17 protein-coding genes and 1 pseudogene are annotated in these 17674 nt (G+C 43.8%); 10 read left to right on the top strand and 8 right to left on the bottom strand.

What is annotated here, in order from left to right:
* Window position 1 precedes the first annotated feature (1 nt).
* The 3 genes from VL20_RS05020 to VL20_RS27345 all read left to right on the top strand — a co-directional run bounded on the left by VL20_RS05020 (window position 2) and on the right by VL20_RS27345 (window position 2778).
* Entirely contained in the window at window positions 2–1681 is a 1680-nt protein-coding gene (locus VL20_RS05020) for a glycosyltransferase family 39 protein (RefSeq protein ID WP_052275789.1), read from the top strand.
* An 11-nt stretch (window positions 1682–1692) separates the two neighbouring features.
* Window positions 1693–1902, top strand: coding sequence for a hypothetical protein (locus VL20_RS05025; RefSeq protein ID WP_002752080.1), 210 nt, complete (start codon window positions 1693–1695; stop codon window positions 1900–1902).
* A gap of 181 nt (window positions 1903–2083) precedes the next feature.
* A protein-coding gene (locus VL20_RS27345; protein WP_128575271.1) for an IS1 family transposase occupies window positions 2084–2778 on the top strand; the annotation gives its coding sequence in 2 pieces (ribosomal slippage) (window positions 2084–2426 and window positions 2426–2778; 696 coding nt in all).
* 113 nt (window positions 2779–2891) lie between these two features.
* Here VL20_RS27345 and VL20_RS05035 read toward each other — a convergent pair.
* From VL20_RS05035 to rpmH, 5 genes are all read right to left on the bottom strand, one after another.
* On the bottom strand, window positions 2892–3386 hold the full coding sequence (locus VL20_RS05035; protein ID WP_052275790.1) for a Jag family protein: 495 nt from the start codon (window positions 3384–3386) through the stop codon (window positions 2892–2894).
* Window positions 3386–4534: a membrane protein insertase YidC gene (yidC, locus tag VL20_RS05040; RefSeq protein WP_052275791.1), complete on the bottom strand. Its 1149-nt coding sequence runs from the start codon at window positions 4532–4534 to the stop codon at window positions 3386–3388. Before yidC ends, VL20_RS05035 begins: the two co-directional genes overlap by 1 nt.
* Window positions 4535–4618: 84 nt before the next feature.
* The gene (locus VL20_RS05045) at window positions 4619–5014 is read right to left on the bottom strand and encodes a PH domain-containing protein (protein ID WP_002738951.1); all 396 of its coding nucleotides are present in this window, start codon (window positions 5012–5014) and stop codon (window positions 4619–4621) included.
* Window positions 5004–5366 (bottom strand): ribonuclease P protein component, encoded by a 363-nt coding sequence (gene rnpA, locus VL20_RS05050; RefSeq protein ID WP_002738574.1) that lies wholly within the window; start codon window positions 5364–5366, stop codon window positions 5004–5006. Before rnpA ends, VL20_RS05045 begins: the two co-directional genes overlap by 11 nt.
* A gap of 26 nt (window positions 5367–5392) precedes the next feature.
* The gene (rpmH, locus tag VL20_RS05055; RefSeq protein WP_002739276.1) at window positions 5393–5530 is read right to left on the bottom strand and encodes a 50S ribosomal protein L34; all 138 of its coding nucleotides are present in this window, start codon (window positions 5528–5530) and stop codon (window positions 5393–5395) included.
* Between the two features lie 91 nt (window positions 5531–5621).
* On the opposite strand from rpmH, the gene VL20_RS05060 reads away from it, so the two are divergent.
* Together VL20_RS05060 and VL20_RS05065 are read left to right on the top strand one after the other, a co-directional pair.
* Window positions 5622–7610 (top strand): amylo-alpha-1,6-glucosidase, encoded by a 1989-nt coding sequence (locus VL20_RS05060; protein WP_052275792.1) that lies wholly within the window; start codon window positions 5622–5624, stop codon window positions 7608–7610.
* A 65-nt stretch (window positions 7611–7675) separates the two neighbouring features.
* Window positions 7676–8335 (top strand): HAD-IA family hydrolase, encoded by a 660-nt coding sequence (locus tag VL20_RS05065; RefSeq protein ID WP_052275793.1) that lies wholly within the window; start codon window positions 7676–7678, stop codon window positions 8333–8335.
* Window positions 8336–8470: 135 nt separating this feature from the next.
* Here the strand turns inward: VL20_RS05065 and grpE are convergent, their stop codons facing one another.
* Window positions 8471–9193, bottom strand: coding sequence for a nucleotide exchange factor GrpE (gene grpE / locus VL20_RS05070; RefSeq protein ID WP_052275794.1), 723 nt, complete (start codon window positions 9191–9193; stop codon window positions 8471–8473).
* Between the two features lie 240 nt (window positions 9194–9433).
* Here grpE and VL20_RS05075 point away from each other — a divergent pair, with 240 nt between their 5' ends.
* Complete coding sequence (locus VL20_RS05075; protein WP_052275795.1) at window positions 9434–11449, top strand: GspE/PulE family protein; 2016 nt, start codon at window positions 9434–9436, stop codon at window positions 11447–11449.
* 138 nt (window positions 11450–11587) lie between these two features.
* Entirely contained in the window at window positions 11588–12688 is a 1101-nt protein-coding gene (locus tag VL20_RS05080) for a type IV pilus twitching motility protein PilT (RefSeq protein WP_052275796.1), read from the top strand.
* On the opposite strand, the gene VL20_RS32275 is transcribed toward VL20_RS05080, so the two are convergent.
* Window positions 12638–12943 (bottom strand): hypothetical protein, encoded by a 306-nt coding sequence (locus VL20_RS32275; protein ID WP_284526007.1) that lies wholly within the window; start codon window positions 12941–12943, stop codon window positions 12638–12640. The two genes, VL20_RS05080 and VL20_RS32275, sit on opposite strands and share 51 nt — an antisense overlap.
* A 97-nt stretch (window positions 12944–13040) precedes the next feature.
* Between VL20_RS32275 and VL20_RS05085 the strand changes: the two are divergent.
* Window positions 13041–14028: pseudogene (locus VL20_RS05085) on the top strand (type II secretion system F family protein).
* Between the two features lie 96 nt (window positions 14029–14124).
* Window positions 14125–14661: a hypothetical protein gene (locus VL20_RS05090; RefSeq protein WP_052275797.1), complete on the top strand. Its 537-nt coding sequence runs from the start codon at window positions 14125–14127 to the stop codon at window positions 14659–14661.
* A 236-nt stretch (window positions 14662–14897) separates the two neighbouring features.
* Here the strand turns inward: VL20_RS05090 and VL20_RS05095 are convergent, their stop codons facing one another.
* Window positions 14898–17468 (bottom strand): TIGR03960 family B12-binding radical SAM protein, encoded by a 2571-nt coding sequence (locus VL20_RS05095; protein WP_052275798.1) that lies wholly within the window; start codon window positions 17466–17468, stop codon window positions 14898–14900.
* A gap of 31 nt (window positions 17469–17499) precedes the next feature.
* Here VL20_RS05095 and VL20_RS32280 point away from each other — a divergent pair, with 31 nt between their 5' ends.
* Window positions 17500–17625, top strand: a complete 126-nt coding sequence (locus tag VL20_RS32280) for a hypothetical protein (protein WP_284526008.1) — start codon at window positions 17500–17502, stop codon at window positions 17623–17625.
* Window positions 17626–17674 lie beyond the last annotated feature (49 nt).

The following is a 17674-nucleotide window of genomic DNA, read 5'->3' on the forward strand; positions in this document are numbered from 1 at the left end:
ATTGAATTTATCTACAGTCATTTCTGATCTACAACAAAGAAGCAAGGAGCGGTTAGCTTGGTCTGATTTTTGCTGGTTAGGATTAGTAATAATTTTGGGACTGGTTATTAGGTTAACACAATTAACAAGCAAACCTCCCTGGACGGATGAATTTGCCACTATGGTTTTTAGTATTGGCAATAATTACCAGATAGTGCCGTTAAATCAAATAATTTCCCTAGACACCTTATTAGCACCTCTCCAGAGCAACCATCAGGCAACTATTGCCGATGTAATTAAATTAGTTATTCAGGAGGACAATCATCCACCTTTATATTTTATTTTCGCCTATCTCTGGAATAAATTATTCTTTGATCGGGGAGAATATGTATCCTTAGAAGGAATGCGATCGCTGGCAGTGTTTTGGGGAGTTATTTCGATTTCTCTAATTTATTTTATCAGTAAATTGGTCTTTAAATCCGGCTTGATCGCTTTTCTGGCGGCGATTTTAATGGCGGTTTCTCCCTACGCAGTTTTTATCTCCCAAGAAGCGCGCCATTATACTTTAGCGGTTGTATTTGTCCTCATATCTTTAGGCTGTTTTCTGAGGGCAAGCAGCAAAATTATCCACCGTCAGAGAATATCCCCTACTTTGGTTTTTTTCTGGTTAATTGTCAACTGTCTAGGGTTATTAGTCCACTATTTTTTTAGTTTAACTATCCTCGCAGAGGCAATAACTTTATTATGGATTTTATCCAATCAAATCAAACAAAAAAACTTTTGGATAACTAATTGGTGGCGTTTAAGTTTAGTTTTTTTAGGTAACTTGAGCTTTATTATTATTTGGTTTATCACCTTTGTCCCCAAAGATTATGGCAATCAGATGACCGGTTGGATTCAGAGAGACAATGATAGTTTTTTAGCAGTAATTAGCCCCTTTTTTCAATTGCTGGGAACATTAATTACTATGCTTTCCCTGCTCCCAGTCGAATCAGAATCTTTAATAATTATCTTGATTTCTGGGGCAATAATGATCGGGTTTTTTCTCTGGATTATCCCACAATTAAAAACAGCATGGCTAGACTCCTATAAACCCGAATTAGGCATTCTCTCGGCATTTTTTCTCAGTTCAATTGCCATTTTCTTTGTCATCACCTATCTGCTTTCGATCGATATTACCCGGGGAGCTAGATATAGTTTTGTTTACTTTCCCTCGGTAATTTTAATTCTAGCAATTTTATTAGATAATTGTTGGCAAAGGAAGCAGAAAAGAATAGTAATTATTGTCCTTATCATGGCTTTAGTTAGTTCCCTAAGTGTGACTTTTAATTTAGGCTATCGTAAGTATTATCGGCCAGATAAATTAGTTACTACTATCGAAAATAATAGCCGTTATCCGTTAGTAATTGCCACTAGCTATAGGAGTTTAGTGCAGGTGGGAGAAATGATGGGAATTGCTTGGGAATTTAACCAAAGATTTCCCGATAAAACCCCTAAGTTTCTCTTAGTTAACCCAGAACAAAAGCCAAATTTTAATCTGTCATCTTCCCCCCCTTTTGAATTATGGTTAATTAATTTCCATTCTTCAATAGATTTATCGGACTGTCAACTCTCAGAGTTATCCTCCAATTATGTAACAGGTTATCAATATCAAAAGTTTCTCTGTGGGCGATCGATGGATTATAATAATAAAGTTAAGTAGGGCTATTAACTATGATTATTTGGGTAAATGAACAGATTGATCCCTGTGGTTTAGTACAAGCTTGTATTGCCTGTCAAGACGAACAAGCGGCAAAAGATTGTCATCAAAGTTGGTTAACCAATCTTACGGACGAACAAAAACAAGCGGGGTGGGTGGCAGTTTTAAGAACCGTAGAATCTTGGGATGATGTACCTGTAAATGCTCTGAAGTTAAGTTATTAAGTGGGTGGGTGGAATTAAATATAAGATGAACGTAGGTTGGGTTGAAGCATGAAACCCAACGCGCGCATAGTTTACGCTACCGCTAACCCATCCTACAAATAATTGTGCCTCCCTACTTAACTCTCCTGCAACAATCAAAAATCGGCGTTGCATAATAGAGATATGAATGGAGGAAATCAAAATGCAATGCCCTGAATGTAAATCTACCCATATCCGTAAAAATGGCATCAATAAACAAGGTAAACAAAATCATATTTGTGTAACCTGTGGCCGTCAATTTATTGATAACTATGAAAAACAGAAAGGCTATGACGAAAAAACGAAGCGAGAATGCCTAACTGCCTATGTTAATGGGATGGGATTTAGAGGAATAGAAAGGCTAAAGGGAGTTCATCATACGACCGTAATTAATTGGGTAAAATCTGTGGGAGAATTATTGCCAGTCGCCTATGACCCAGAAACAATTCCTGAAGTAGGGGAACTGGATGAATTGGAAACCTTTGTTGGCTCAAAAAAAACAAAATCTGGGTGTGGACAGCCGTTGACCACTTTAAAAAAGGAATTTTAGGTTGGGTAATCGGAGATCATAGTAGCGAAACGTTTCGCCCATTATGGGAATTAGTTAAGTCTTGGGGATGCTATTTTTATGTGAGTGATGGATGGTCAGTTTATCCATGTTTTATAGCAGAGGGCGACCATATAATTAGTAAGACTTATATGACCAGAGTAGAGGGTGAGAACACACGTTTAAGACATTATCTAGCCCGATTGCATCGCAAAACACTCTGCTATTCTAAGTCTACAGAAATGTTAGGATACTCTATTCGTTTATTAATTCATTATCTGAAGTTTCAAGAAGTGCCTATTCCTTACTGATTCATAGCTTAATTCAGCAACGCCCAAAAATCTTCCGTTAGGTGAAGAAACTCCAGACAGGAGATATCTGGCTAAAATAAAAAAGAGGGCAGGTTTTACCCCACCCTTTGATCTTATTTTAAACGAATCACTAACCGGCGATCGGGTTCCACGCCGCGACTTTCCGTGGTTAAATCGTTTTCTTCCTGAAAAAAGGCATGGATTTGGCGACGTTCCGCCGAAGATAGGGCTTTTAATTCTATTTCCTGTCCTGTTTGCCGCACTTGCGTCGCCGCTTGATTAACCCAGTCGAAAAGTTCTGACTGTCTTTGTTGACGATAGCCATTGATTTCGACAATATAGAATTGATGTTCTGCCGCCTCGACACCAATATTCAGAATCGTATTAGCTAGGGACTGAATCGCATCCAGTCCCTCACCCTTGTTAGCGAGGAGGAGTTCCACTTGTTGGGGACTCAATTGACTGCTATCAATAATTAACCAACAGGAGGAAGGTCCTGTTCCCAATTCCTGCACACCAATCTGGATATCTGCGGGCATGGCCATCAACTTTAGCAGTTTTTCCAGCCATTGTTTAGCTTTCTCGCTATTTTGCTCCCATATACTCATTACGATGTTTTTTCCTTTTTTTTGCTAGAACGTTTTTCAAAGGGGAGAGTATCGCGGGATTTTTCCGTTTTTTCCTGTTCCGCTACCAATTTTTGCAGGTTTTCCGGTAACGGTTCCCGCATCAAAATCACCGTTTGAATAGTTTGGAAGATGTTCGCGGTTAAGATATACATCAATACCCCCGCCGGTAAGGGGAAAAACAGGAACATCATACTAAAAATTATCGGGGTGATTTTATTCACCGTTTGCTGTTGTTGGGCTGCCCCCCCCGAAGGCGCACCGGCGCCGGATAACTCTTGGTTAACATAGATACTAATACCGAAAGCGATCACCATCGCCAAGATATCCCAGTGAATTTCACCATTGGCACCGGTTGCCCCAATTCTTCCCAGGGCCTCAATAAAGAGAAAACCCGTATTAGCGGCAATCCCCGGCACGATAACTTTAATACTGGCATCTCCGGGGGCTAAAGCGACGATGGAACCGTCTTCATTAACTTGCACCAGTTCTTGACCTTTAACCACCTCGTAGGTGGGTTTTAGGTTATTTTCGGGTGCTTCCGTGGCTAATTGGCTTAAAGACTTGCCCTGGTCGTTTTGGAGGTCGATTTTTAGCTGTTCTCCCGGGGCGATTTTATTGCCTTGGGGTAAAAAAGCGGTGATGGGATAGTGGAGAGACTCGTCAATATAAACGTTTTGGGGTTTGGTGGCATAGGGTTGGCGCTGCACGAGGGCGATTTGTTCGGCCGGCAGCACTTGTAAATCGACAGTATAGTTAATATCCGAGAAGGGGGAACCCCGCAGCGTCGCAAATAAAGCCAAAAGAATCGGCATTTGTAATAACAGGGGTAAACAACCGGCCAAGGGATTGCCCAACTCCTGCATTAATTTGCCCATTTCCTCCTGTTGTTTTTGGGGGTCGTTTTTGTAGCGTTGTTGAATTTCTGCTTGTCTTTCCTTCATCAAGGGTTGAGTGATTCGCATTTTTCTCATATTGCGAATCTGGCCGGCGCTGAGGGGAAAGACGGCAAATCTCACCACCAGCGTTAAAGCAATGATGGCGAAACCGTAACTATGCACAATCCGAAAGAAAAAATCTAGGATTGGCAACATGATATTTGTGGAAATAAATCCGACTCCAAAATCCATGGCTTTAATCTATGCCTTCTCGTTTAATAGGGGTTCACTTTGACAAATCTAATTTATCGAATCTCGGCGATCGATTATTTTGTTTTATTGACTGATGATCGATTCTAGGGGACGACCGGTTTTATCGGCGACTCTTTCGGCAATGTAGTCATGAATTTCCCGGAATTTCGGCATCGCGCGCATTTCTAAACGACTTCTATCCTTGAGAGTTACGACAATATCCCCCCAAAGACCAATTCCTCTCGGCATTTTTGCCACTTTTGCCACTTCTGAATAGATAATATCTGTGCGATCGCGTCCCATCCAACCCCCGGTGATCGAAATCCGCCGATCGGTTATCTTATATCTTAACCAGATTGCCCGCACCACTGCCCCAACGGTTAAAGGTAAACAAATCACTGTAAATCCTAGCAGTATATTGATGATTAGGTCGCCGATGTGCGGACCGCCTTCATAAAAAGTTTCTTCTTTAATGCCCATGAATTATATTGGCCTTCACTAACAACTGCTTTAATTCTCGCAAAAAATGTTCATAATTGCACTCGATCGCCCCGGGACGGATAATGATTATTCCTCGCCATCCTGTCGCTATTTCTGGCAATAACTGCCGAATTACCGCTCGTATTTGCCTTTTTAGTCGATTACGAACCACCGCTTTTTTACTAACTTTCTTGCTAATCGAGATGCCAAAACGACTGGGAAGAGGCTTATCCGGGCCAGAATCCTCTAAACTAATTAAGGTTAAGTGGGAACCGTGATAACGCTTCCCTGTTCCATAGACAGCTTGAAAATCCTGTCGATGTTTTAAGCGATGAACTTGGGGTAATCCCACGAAAATTAGTCGGTTCCCAGAATAACCTAAACACTTAAACGATAGCGTCCTCTTTTCCGACGAGCTTTAATCACTTTACGTCCGTTGACGCTACGCATTCTCGCTCTAAATCCGGAAGTGCGCTTCTGTTTGCGCGTGGTTCCTTCTAAAGTACGTTTACTCACTGCTGATTTTTCTCCTTAAGATAGAGTTAGTCTATAGATATTAAAGACACAATTTTTGATTATAACAAAATTACTAGGAATTGGGAAGCTCATGGTCAAGCTCCGTTTCGGTCGGGATATCTGTAATTATCTCCCTAGCGCTGAAAAGTGCGAATGGTTAGTCACTAATGGTATTGGTGGTTTTGCTGCGGGAACCGTGGCCGGATTGCTAACTCGCTGTTATCATGGCCTCTTGATCGCTGCTTTGGCTCCACCGACCCAAAGAACGCTTCTTGTGACTAAAATCGATGAATCGGTACAATATAACCAGAAAATTTATCATCTGGCCAGCAATCGCTGGTTAGGTGCTACGATCGAACCGCAAGGCTATATTAATATCGAAAGTTTTCATCTGGAAGGGACAATTCCCGTCTGGACTTTTATCTGTGGGGATGCCTTACTAGAAAAGCGTATCTGGATGGAACAGGGAGAAAATACCACCTATACCCGCTATACCTACCTTCGCGGCAATTCTCCCCTAACCCTGAATCTCACTGCTTTTGTCAATTATCGTGATTTTCACGGCAATACCCAGGGTTTTAACTGGCAAATGGCTATTAGTCCCCTGGAAAAAGGAGTAAGAGTGATTGCCTATGACCATGCTGTACCTTTTTATCTATTAATCAGTCAGGGACAGGTTTTTCCCGCTCATATCTGGTATTATCGCTTTGATTTGGCCGTGGAACGTTATCGTGGTTTAATCGATCGAGAAAATCATCTCCATGCCGCCAGTTTTTCGGCTACTCTTAAAGTGGGAGAATCGGTGACAATTGCCGCTAGTACCCGTCCCGATCCCAGTTTAGACGGTCAATCTTCTCTAGAGTCTCGCTATCGCTACGAGAGTAGTCTGATTAATCCCCAGCAGCCACCATGGATTCAACAACTTACCCTCGCTGCCGACCAGTTTATCGTTAGTCGTCCTCTCCGGGATCAACCGGACGGCAAAACGATAATCGCAGGTTATCCTTGGTTTGGTGATTGGGGTCGCGATACGATGATCTCCCTGAGAGGGTTAACTTTGACTACAGGCCGACCTGCGATCGCCCGTCAGATTTTACTAACTTTTTCCCGTTATCTAGACCGGGGTTTATTGCCGAATTTGCTACCCGATGGCGGAGAAATCCCCGAATATAACGCTGTCGATGCTATTCTTTGGTATTTTGAAGCCATTCGTTGCTATTTTAACCAAAGCCAAGATATTGAGTTTCTCAGAACTATTTATCCCGCTTTAACGGAAGTGATCGCTTGGTTTCGTCGCGGCACTCGCTACAATATTCACCTAGATGACGATGGTTTGATCTATGCCGGCGAAGCGGGAGTACAATTGACTTGGATGGATGCCAAAGTTGATGATCGGGTGATTACTCCCCGCATCGGCAAACCCGTAGAAATTAATGCTCTTTGGTTCAATGCCCTCAAAATTATGGTTCAATTTGCCCATTGTTTGGGCATGGATGCCACTGATTACGAAAAAATGAGAAAAATGACCTTAAAAGGGTTCTCTCGCTTCTGGGACGATTCCCTGGGGTATTGTTACGATGTTTTAGATACGGACAAGGGCAATGATGCCAGTTTACGACCGAATCAACTTTTTGCCGTGTCTTTGTCGGTGGAGGAGTTATTAAATTTCCCACAGAAAAAGGCCATTGTCGATGTTTGTACTGTCAAACTGTTAACTTCTCGCGGTTTGCGATCGCTAGATGCCGATCATCCCGATTACCGTGGCGTCTACAGTGGCGATCGCTTAAAAAGAGATAGTGCCTACCATCAGGGAACAGTCTGGGGATGGTTATTAGGGGCATTTATCGAAGCCCATCTGAAAGTCTATCGCGATCCTATCCTAGCCGAGAGTTTTTTAACACCGATGATCGACCATCTTCGGGATAGCTGTATCGGTAATTTAAGCGAAATTTTCGATGGTAATGCCCCTTTTACCCCTAGGGGAGCTTTTGCCCAAGCATGGACGGTGGCAGAGGTATTAAGAGTTTGGCAAGCGATCGAAGAATTTTCGCCAGAATCCTTTAAAATGATCAATTGTTAGGTGTGTTAGACCCCTAAAGGGCCGACCCTAAAAACCTCAGTTCGACCGTTATAAACAAAACTCTCATGCAGAAACCGCAAGTTATTTTTCTCGATGCTGTGGGGACTCTTTTTGGAGTAAAAGGCAGTGTCGGAGCAATTTATAGTCAAATAGCGGCGGATTTTGGGGTAGAGGTGGCGGCCGAGAGTCTAGAACAATCTTTCTTGGCTATTTTCCCCACTTCTCCCCCCCTAGCTTTTCCTAAGGTTGAACCGGCACAAATTCCCGAGTTAGAGTATCGCTGGTGGCGATCGCTGACTGGGGCAGTTTTTAATAAATTAGGTTATCTGGAAAGATTTCCCGATTTTGAGGCTTTTTTTGGCGAACTTTATCATCATTTTGCCACGGGCGAGCCTTGGCTGCTGTACGAGGATGTCATTCCCGCTTTAAGACTCTGGCAGATTCAGGGGATCGAGTTGGGCATTATTTCTAATTTTGACAGTCGTATCTACCAAGTTTTGGCCGAATTAGGCTTAGAATATTTTTTTCGATCGATCACGATTTCTTCTCAGGTAGGAGCAGCTAAACCCGCTCCTGAAATTTTTCAAATTGCCCTGCAAAAACATGATTGTTCCCCCGCACAAGCTTGGCATATTGGCGATAGTAAAAAAGAGGATTACCAAGGAGCAAAATCCTTGGGTATAGAAGCGTTTTTAATTAAAAGATCAATAGGGCTTGCTGAATAAATCTAAAAACCTTGTTGGCTAATATCTTTGGCTCTTATGGGAAAAAGTCTTTCAGTGGGGATAGGGGATAGTGGGGAATACAGACCCTACCAGCTAATACCTAACCCTCGAACCAGTTTAATGCCTATCGGGATTTTAGACTAATTCCTGGGATGGAATGGAAGTAGATTCTGACTGATCAGCGTTAGGATCTGTCTCTTTGGGGGCGGCCACTTTTACCAAAGCATGACGCAAGACCTGTTCTCCGAGAGTGTATCCTCGCACTAACTGCTCCACCACCGTGCCTTCGGGATGTTCATCGGTGTACTCCCGCATCATCGCTTCGTGGTAGGTGGGATCAAAGGGTTGACCCTCTGGACGCATAGGGGAAACGCCTAAACGCTTGAGACTGTCCACTAAGGTTTTATAGACTCCTTGGTAACTCTTGTGAATACCCGTCTCGCCATCATTAGCCGGTTTAATTTGAGTACGGGCGCGCTCAAAATTATCCACCACGCCAAGAATTTCCATCAGGGTTTTGCCCTTGATTTTTGTTTCCAGTTCCTCTTTTTCCTTGGCTGTGCGTTTGCGAAAATTGTCGAACTCGGCCGCTAGAGTGATATAGCGTTTCTTGTAGGCATCAACCTGTTGGGTTTGCTCCTCTAACTGCTGTTTGAGAGTGTCGATTTCCTCTTGTAGAGTATCGATAGTCATTCCGCCTAGAAAGGAAAATTCCTCGCTAGAGGCGGCCTGATCCGTCACAGTTTTGGCTTCATCGGTGACACTGGCTTCCGATTCGGTGGTCAGGGATTCGGGGTAATTAGGAAAGGATTCTTGGTTTTCGTCGAAAATTACTGAGGTATTTGGTTCTGCACTCATAGTAGACAATTTTATTGGGTAATTTGGCAATATATGACCATTTACTGCTAATTTTGGTCTTTAAGTACCAGCTAATAATCAAGGTTTAACCCTTAATGTAACATTTTGTGGACAAGATGCGTAACTGGATATAAGCGACCCCGATAGATAATCGGTGATCTGGAAAAATTTTTGCTAGAATGCAATTTTACCAGTAAAATTGGGAACATTTAAGGGTAGTGGAGAGGTTAAGAATCGTCTATGACATTTTCTTCCAAGAAAACCCGTGCCGTTGCCCTACGCAATTACTTTTCCCCTTTTGGTAACAAGTTGGTGCAGTCGGGATATATCGGTGCCGACCAAATGCAACAGGCCCTGGTGGAAACACGGAAATCGGGACGATCGCTAGTAGAAATATTACAACAACTAACTGGGCGCCCTTTGCCCCCGGATTTGCAGCGACAGTACAAGAAAAATCAGTTATTTGAATTAAAAATTCTCTACGGAGTCGAATCGATCGACCCCGAATTAAGCGATGTGGATGGACTGGAAATAGCCCGATTGATCGATTCTTTGATTCCGATCGATCTTTGTCGTCGCTATCGTCTCATCCCCCTGCGAAAGATCGAAGGAGAGCCGGCTGCGATTTTGATAGCCATGGTCGATCCCGACAACCTCGAGGCTTCCGACGATATTAATCGTATTCTCCGCCCCAGGGAGTTAGGTTTACAGCGTTTGGTGATTACTAGCGAAGATTATGAAAGATTACTGGAAAAATTCCACTCGGCTCAATCGGAATTAGAACAGGAAAAAGCCCGACTGCAAAAAGAAAAAGAACTAGAAAAACTCTCGGATCTCACTGGTATTGTCAGCAATATTGAGGTGGCCTCTGGTGCGGCTAACGATGAAGTGGCCGATGATCTCGGAGAAGGGGAAGCTAATCAAGCTCCCGTCATCAACCTCGTCAATAAAATTATAGCTAAAGCCCTACAGGAAGGGACTTCCGATATTCACATCGAACCCCAAGAAGAATTCCTGAAAATTCGCTTTCGCAAAGATGGAGTTCTTCATCAAGCTTTTGATCCACTGCCGAAAAGAATTACCCCGGCGGTGACAGCCCGTCTTAAAATCATGGCCGAGCTCGATATCGCCGAACGTCGTCTTCCCCAAGATGGTAAAATTCGGCGGATGTATCAAGGGCGGAAAGTGGATTTTCGGGTTAATACCCTGCCCAGTCGCTACGGGGAAAAAGTCTGTTTACGGATTCTCGATAACTCGGCTACCCAGTTGGGTTTAGATAAACTAATCACCGACCAAAAGACCCTGCAAATCGTCCGAGACATGGCCAGTCGTCCCTTTGGTCTGTTGCTGGTGACAGGCCCGACCGGTTCGGGGAAATCCACCACTTTATACTCGGTGTTAGCCGAAAGAAATCACCCCGGGGTCAATATTAGTACGGCCGAAGATCCGATCGAATATTCTCTACCGGGCATCACCCAGGTGCAGGTAATTCGCGAAAAAGGCATGGATTTCGCCTCGATTCTGCGGGCATTCATGCGACAAGACCCGGATGTGATTCTGGTGGGAGAAACTAGGGACAAGGAAACGGCCAAAACAGCGATCGAGGCGGCCTTAACTGGTCACTTGGTCCTAACTACCCTACACACCAACGATGCCGCAGGTGCGATCGCTCGTCTCGATGAGATGGGGGTTGAACCGTTTATGATTTCTGGTTCTCTCTTGGGAGTCTTGGCCCAGCGTCTCGTGCGGCGCGTCTGTAGCCAGTGTCGAGTCGCCTATCACCCCAGTCAAGAGGAATTAGCCCGTTTTGGTCTTTCCGCCGCCAATGAACGGGAAGTGACCTTTTATAAGGCTAATACCCTCACCCTTGAGGAAATTCAACAGGCGCGAAAACAGGGCAATCTCTGCCTTAAGTGTAGCGGCAGCGGTTATAAAGGTCGCATTGGTGTCTATGAGGTAATGCAGAATAGTGAACGACTACAGCAGTTAATTAACCAAGGGGCAACCACTGATCGCATTAAGGAGACGGCCGTCGATGAGGGCATGGTGACACTCCTAGCCTATAGTTTAAATCTGGTGCGCGAGGGTTACACCACCCTCGAAGAAGTGGAACGGGTGACATTTACCGATTCCGGTCTGGAAGCGGAACTAAAAGCCAAACGGAAAAGCGGTTTAATCTGTCGTGGTTGTCGCGCCGAACTACAACCAGAATGGCTCGATTGTCCCTATTGTATGACACCGCGATTTAGTGATTAAGACAGTTTTTCAGTTATCAGTTATGAGATTTGAGTTTTAAGTAAGGAGTATTAAGTGAGTAGTCTTAAATAGCACTTTCCCAATGTCTTTTCACTGGTTACTGTTCACTGATTTTACCTTAAAGATGGGGTTTAACTTATGGAATTAATGATCGAAGATTTAATGCAACAATTGGTCGAGATGGGCGGTTCTGATATGCACATTCAGTCTGGGGCGCCAGTCTATTTTCGCATTAGTGGCAAACTCGCCCCGATTAATGAAGAATCTTTAACCCCGCAAGATTGTCAGAAATTGATTTTTAGTATGCTCAATAATACTCAAAGAAAAGAGTTAGAGCAGAATTGGGAATTAGACTGTTCCTACGGGGTGAAAGGATTAGCAAGATTTAGGGTCAATGTTTATAAAGAAAGGGGGGCTTATGCAGCTTGTTTACGGGCTTTGTCCTCTAAAATTCCTAACTTTGAACAATTAAATTTACCTAGAGTAGTACGGGAGTTATCGGAAAGACCGCGGGGATTAATTCTCGTAACTGGCCAAACAGGTTCGGGTAAAACTACCACTTTAGCGGCAATTTTAGACTTAATTAATCGGACTAGGTCTGAACATATTTTAACTGTAGAAGACCCAATTGAATACGTTTTTACTAATATAAAAAGTCTGTTTCACCAACGACAAAAAGGAGAAGATACCAAGAGTTTTGCTAACGCTTTAAGAGCATCTTTACGGGAAGATCCTGATATTATCCTTGTGGGAGAAATGCGGGATTTAGAAACAATTAGTTTGGCAATCACGGCGGCAGAAACCGGTCACTTAGTCTTCGGAACCCTGCACACCAACTCAGCAGCGGGAACAGTGGATCGGATCATTGACGTTTTTCCAGCTAACCAACAGGCACAAATTCGCGCCATGTTATCCAATTCTTTACTAGCAGTTTTTAGTCAAAACCTAGTCAAGAAAAAAAATCCTAAACCGGGGGAATTTGGCCGGGCAATGGTACAGGAAATCCTGGTGGTAACTCCAGCGATCGCTAACCTAATTCGGGAAGGAAAAGCCCCCCAAATCTACTCAGCAATTCAAACGGGAATGAAGTTAGGAATGCAAACCATGGAACAGGGATTAGCTAATTTAGTTGTTAGGGGTGTTGTCTCTTTGGAAGAGGCCATTTCTAAAAGCGGTAAACCCGATGAATTACAACGTCTTATCGCCGGGGCCAGCACTAACGCTAAAGCCCGGATTTAATCCTAAATCCTGTTTAAAAGGTATAGGAGAGTGGGAAGTTTTTTGCTGTAAACAGTAAACAGTGAACTGATAACTGATAACTGATAACTGATAACTGATAACTGATAACTGATAACTGATTTGTTCTATGCCTACTTTTGTCGCACAAGTTAAAAGCGGCTCTGGAAAAGTTTTCCAAGAGAAAGTTGAAGCTATGTCTCCCGAACAGGCCCGGACGATGCTGAAGGCGAAATATGCCGCCGTCGGTAAAGTCAAAAAAGTGGGGGGAGAGATCGATCTTTCCGGTTTACAGTTGATGTTTGCCAGCATTTCCATCAAAGATAAAGCGGTTTTTTCCCGTCAATTTTCGGTAATGATTAATGCTGGTGTGGCGATTGTGAGATGTTTGGGAGTTTTGGGGGATCAATGCGGTAATCCCAAGATGAAAAAAGCCCTACAAGCGATTAGTGCTGAGGTACAGCAAGGGAGTCCGTTATCGGAAGCGATGGCCAAACATCCCGAATGTTTTGATCAACTTTATGTCAGTATGATCGAAGCTGGAGAGACGGGGGGGTACTCGATGAAGTGCTGAACCGTCTCTCGAAACTTTTGGAAGATATGGCCCGCTTGAAAAACCAGATTAAATCAGCGATGACTTATCCAGTAGCGGTGGGAATTTTGGCGGTAGTTGTGTTTTTCGGGATGACGATCTTTTTAATTCCCGTCTTTGCGAAAATTTTCACCGATTTAAAGGTGGAACTACCGGCTTTAACGCAATTTATGCTCTTTTTAAGTGGTGTGATGCGTAGTTGGTTGATTTTAATTCCGATTGTCACCATTGTTGCCACGGTTTTTTTACTGCGTCGCTATTACAAAACCCCGATGGGTCGTCTGCAAATTGACCATTTTTTCCTTAAAATGCCTCTTTTTGGTGATTTGAATGAAAAGTCGGCTGTGGCTAGATTTTGCCGGGTTTTTGGGACTCTGACGCGTTCTGGTGTCCCAATTTTAAGTTCCCTCGACATCGTTTGTAATACGGTGGGTAATCAGGTAATTGCCAATGCGATCGCTGGTGCCAAGGCGGAAATTCAGCAGGGGGAATGATGAGTTTGGCCCTACAAAAAGCCAATGTTTTCCCAGCTTTGGCAATTCAAATGATTAGTATTGGGGAGGAAACGGGAGAATTAGATGCCATGATGATGAAAGTGGCGGATTTCTACGAAGATGAGGTGGAACAGGCCATTAAAGCTTTAACCAGTATCATTGAACCCTTGATGATGATTGGTGTTGCGGGGATGGTGGGAATTATTCTTTTGTCTATGTACTTGCCCATGTTTAAAATCTTCGATGCCTTGGGATAAGTTTAGAGGAGTCATTTCCGTTATCAGTTAGTCGTCGGTAGCTTGAAATCAGAAAAATTTTAATTTTCATCTCCCTTTATTTGATTAGGTGAATCTGTGTCTTACGAAACTTTATTAGCGGAATACAGCTGTCGTGAAGGGGCGATCGAATTATTGCGACAATATCGCCCCTATTTAGAGTTAATTCCTAGTCTGCGTCGTCCTGAAGAGAGTTTAATTACTATTCCCTTGCCCTTGGTCAGAATTCGTCCACCTTCTGGCCTTGAATCTAGAAAGACGGTACAATTAGCCTGTGATTTGGCTATTCTGATGTGTGATCCGGAATGGAAAATTAAATTAGGTTCAGAAATCCTGATTTTTATCCATCGTCCGGGGGAAGATTTCTCTGATTTGTTGAAACGCTGGCGCGAAACCCAAATCTGTTTAGATAAAGAATATGAATGGTTAATGCCCCCCAGAGAACAACATATGTTTAGTGAAGGTGCAGAAAAAATTCATCCTTTATTTGTGGTTTTTGATCAAACGGCCGAGAGAATAAAAAAGGGTTTAAGAGGGGCTTTTTTACCGATGGTTGTTCAAAATTATCGGCCAGCTTTGATTGATGATTCCTTAGAATTAGTCGATCAAGATTAGCTGACTCTCTTAAGTATCTAAGCACAATTAATTACACATCTAAGCCACTACTCCGTCAGAATTCTGCTGTGATCAGTAAACAGTGAACTGAAAACTCAAATCCGATCCCTAATAGCTGTCTCGGAGTCTCCCGTCTCGGAGTCTCCTGTCTCGGAGTCTCCTGTCTCGGAGTCTCGACTAGGAAATTAATTTTGCACGACTACTTAGTTTAGTATAAAGGGAACAGTTGACGATGGTTAAGCCCCTAAAATCAAGCGCTGACGATGAAAATTCAGCAGCGAAAGTTCTTGGCCAGAAACCCTTTCTAACATCTCGACGATATGATCGGGCTGCAGTAAAGTGCCATCATTGCGACAACTGCCCACATAGCACAAAACGGCTTGATTGTCAACAGTTTTTAACTCTAATTCATATAATTGTTCTCGCAGATTAATCGTGACTTTTTTGCCGGATTTGGTGGTTTTTTCCCGTTCCATCACCGTTGCTTGCTTAATTGCCTCGAGCCAATTTTGCCACTGTTGACAGTCAATTCCCTCGCTATTAAAAGTGAGCAAATACTCGGCTTTTTCTAACAAACGGGTGGCAGCAGGGGCATTTAAGGGAATTTCTTCCACCTGATAAACTGGTAAATCTGCGGGCAATTGTGCGCTTAATTGCTGTTTAAACCTCTCTAAATCCATCACTTTTGTCAATTCAAAATCGACAATCTCACCGCTACTGGTTGCTCCCAAGGATAAGGCATTTGCGATCGAAATGCGCGGACCGGGGTGAAATCCACCGGTAAAGGAAATGGGAATAGCAGCCCGACGGACGACGCGATCAAATAAACGCACCAGATCCAAGTGGCTAACTAGGGCCATTTCGCCAATTTTGCCAAACCAAACCCGAATTCTTTGGGCGCGTTCTTGATTGGGTTGAAAATGTCCGGCAAAAGCGGGAATCGCAGGCGCTTCAATAACGATATTATGGCCAAAATCGACGCTACAAACGCCACAATGGGAACAACCCTCAAAAGAACAATCGGGAACCGTTGCCGCGTCTAGGGCGCGTTTTAAGTCCTCCTCTAGCCATTTTTTATCGATACCGGTATCCAGATGATCCCAGGGCAAAGGACGCTCTAAAATATCTTTGTCTGTATCGGCAAAAATATTCCATTCTCCCTGTTCTACCTGACGATATTTCCAAGTTAAACCGGATTCTTTGATCGCCTGTGACCATGCTTGATAGGCTTTTTCCGTATTATCCCACCAAGCATCCATCCCGGCTCCCAATTGCCAAGCGCGCAGCACCACTTTCCCTAAACTTCTGTCACCGCGACCGATAAAATCTTCCATGGCCGAGATGCGGACATCGGTATAATTGACTTTTACCCCTCTCATGCCTTGGAATTCCTGTCTTAATAACTCCTGTTTGCGGATAAATTCGGCCGTTGAGACGGAATGCCACTGGAAGGGGGTATGGGGTTTAGGGGTAAAATTCGAGATAGTTATGGTAAAATCGAGGGGTTTCCGCTTCGGTAAACGACATTCCCGACGCAACCAACGCACCGTTTCCGCAATACCGATGACATCCACATCGGTTTCCCCTGGCAAACCGATCATAAAATAGAGTTTGACCTTATCCCAACCCTGTTCGACGGCAGTTTTTATCCCTCTGAGTAGTTCTTCGTTGGTTAACCCTTTGTTAATCACATCGCGCATCCGTTGGGTTCCCGCTTCCGGTGCAAAGGTTAAACCCGATTGACGATTGCCCCCAATTATGTTAGCAATATTTTCGTCAAAGCGATCGACTCTTTGACTGGGTAAGGATAGAGATATATTCTCATTCTGGAGACGGTTTTTAATCTCCATACCCACGGCAGGTAAAGCTAGATAATCGGAGCAACTGAGAGATAATAAGGAAAATTCATTATATCCCGTCGCTCGCATTCCTTTTTCAATCGATTCGATGACTGCTTCTGGTTGCACATCCCGCGCAGGACGGGTTAACATCCCCGGTTGACAAAAACGACATCCCCGAGTGCAACCGCGACGAATTTCCACCACCAGGCGATCGTGAACCGTTTCCACGAAGGGAACTAAACCGATAGAATAGGCTGGGATAGGAGTAGCTACCCGGCGTAAAATTCTTTTCGGTACATCGTCACGATTGGGGATAACTGCACCGATTGGGGTGACATCGTAGAAACGGGGGACATATACCCCCGGAATTTGGGCTAAATCTAGCAATAGTTCTTCTTTGCTTAGATTAGCTAGTTTACCCTCTTCTAAAATTAAACCGATTTCTGGCAATAATTCTTCACCGTCACCGAGGGCGATAAAATCAAAAAAGTCGGCGTAGGGTTCGGGGTTAGAGGTGGCAGTTTGTCCCCCGGCAAAAATTAGCGGATAGTTACCCGAGTCTCTTGCTCTCCAAGTCAAGGGAATTGCCGCTAGGTCGAGCATTTCTAAAATATTGGTGGCTCCTAGCTCGTAACTGAGACTAAAACCCAGAATATCAAAATCGGTGAGGCAACGACGGGATTCTAGGGCAAATAAGGGGGTTTTTGTCTGTTTGAGTTTTTGGGCTAAATCCGGTGCGGGTAGATAAGTGCGATCGCAAAGTTGGCGGGGTTGAGCATTGAGGATATTGTAGAGGATAATATGGCCGAGGTTAGATGCCCCCACTTCGTACACTTCCGGATAGGTTAACACCCAACGAACCACAGCACTTGCCCATTCTTTATGTTTAGCACCTAACTCGTTGCCCAAATAACGCGCCGGTCGAAAAATGTCGGGGGTGAGCAGTTGGTCTAAAGCAATAGTCACGGCAATCTACCTCAGATATCGTCAGCAATGGGTGCTTTTCTACTATAGCAGCCAGAATCGAGTCAGTTATCAGTTATCAGTTATCAGTTATCAGTTATCAGTTATCAGTCAGGGTGAGAGCATCTCAAAAGCTATTGACAATTGGCCAATTTTGTGATCCGCTTGCTGTGTGGGCATTTCAGGTGATACCAGTCAATCAGAATAGT

Origin of the sequence: Microcystis panniformis FACHB-1757 (genome assembly GCF_001264245.1) — a bacterium.
In the GTDB taxonomy this organism is placed as follows: domain Bacteria; phylum Cyanobacteriota; class Cyanobacteriia; order Cyanobacteriales; family Microcystaceae; genus Microcystis; species Microcystis panniformis.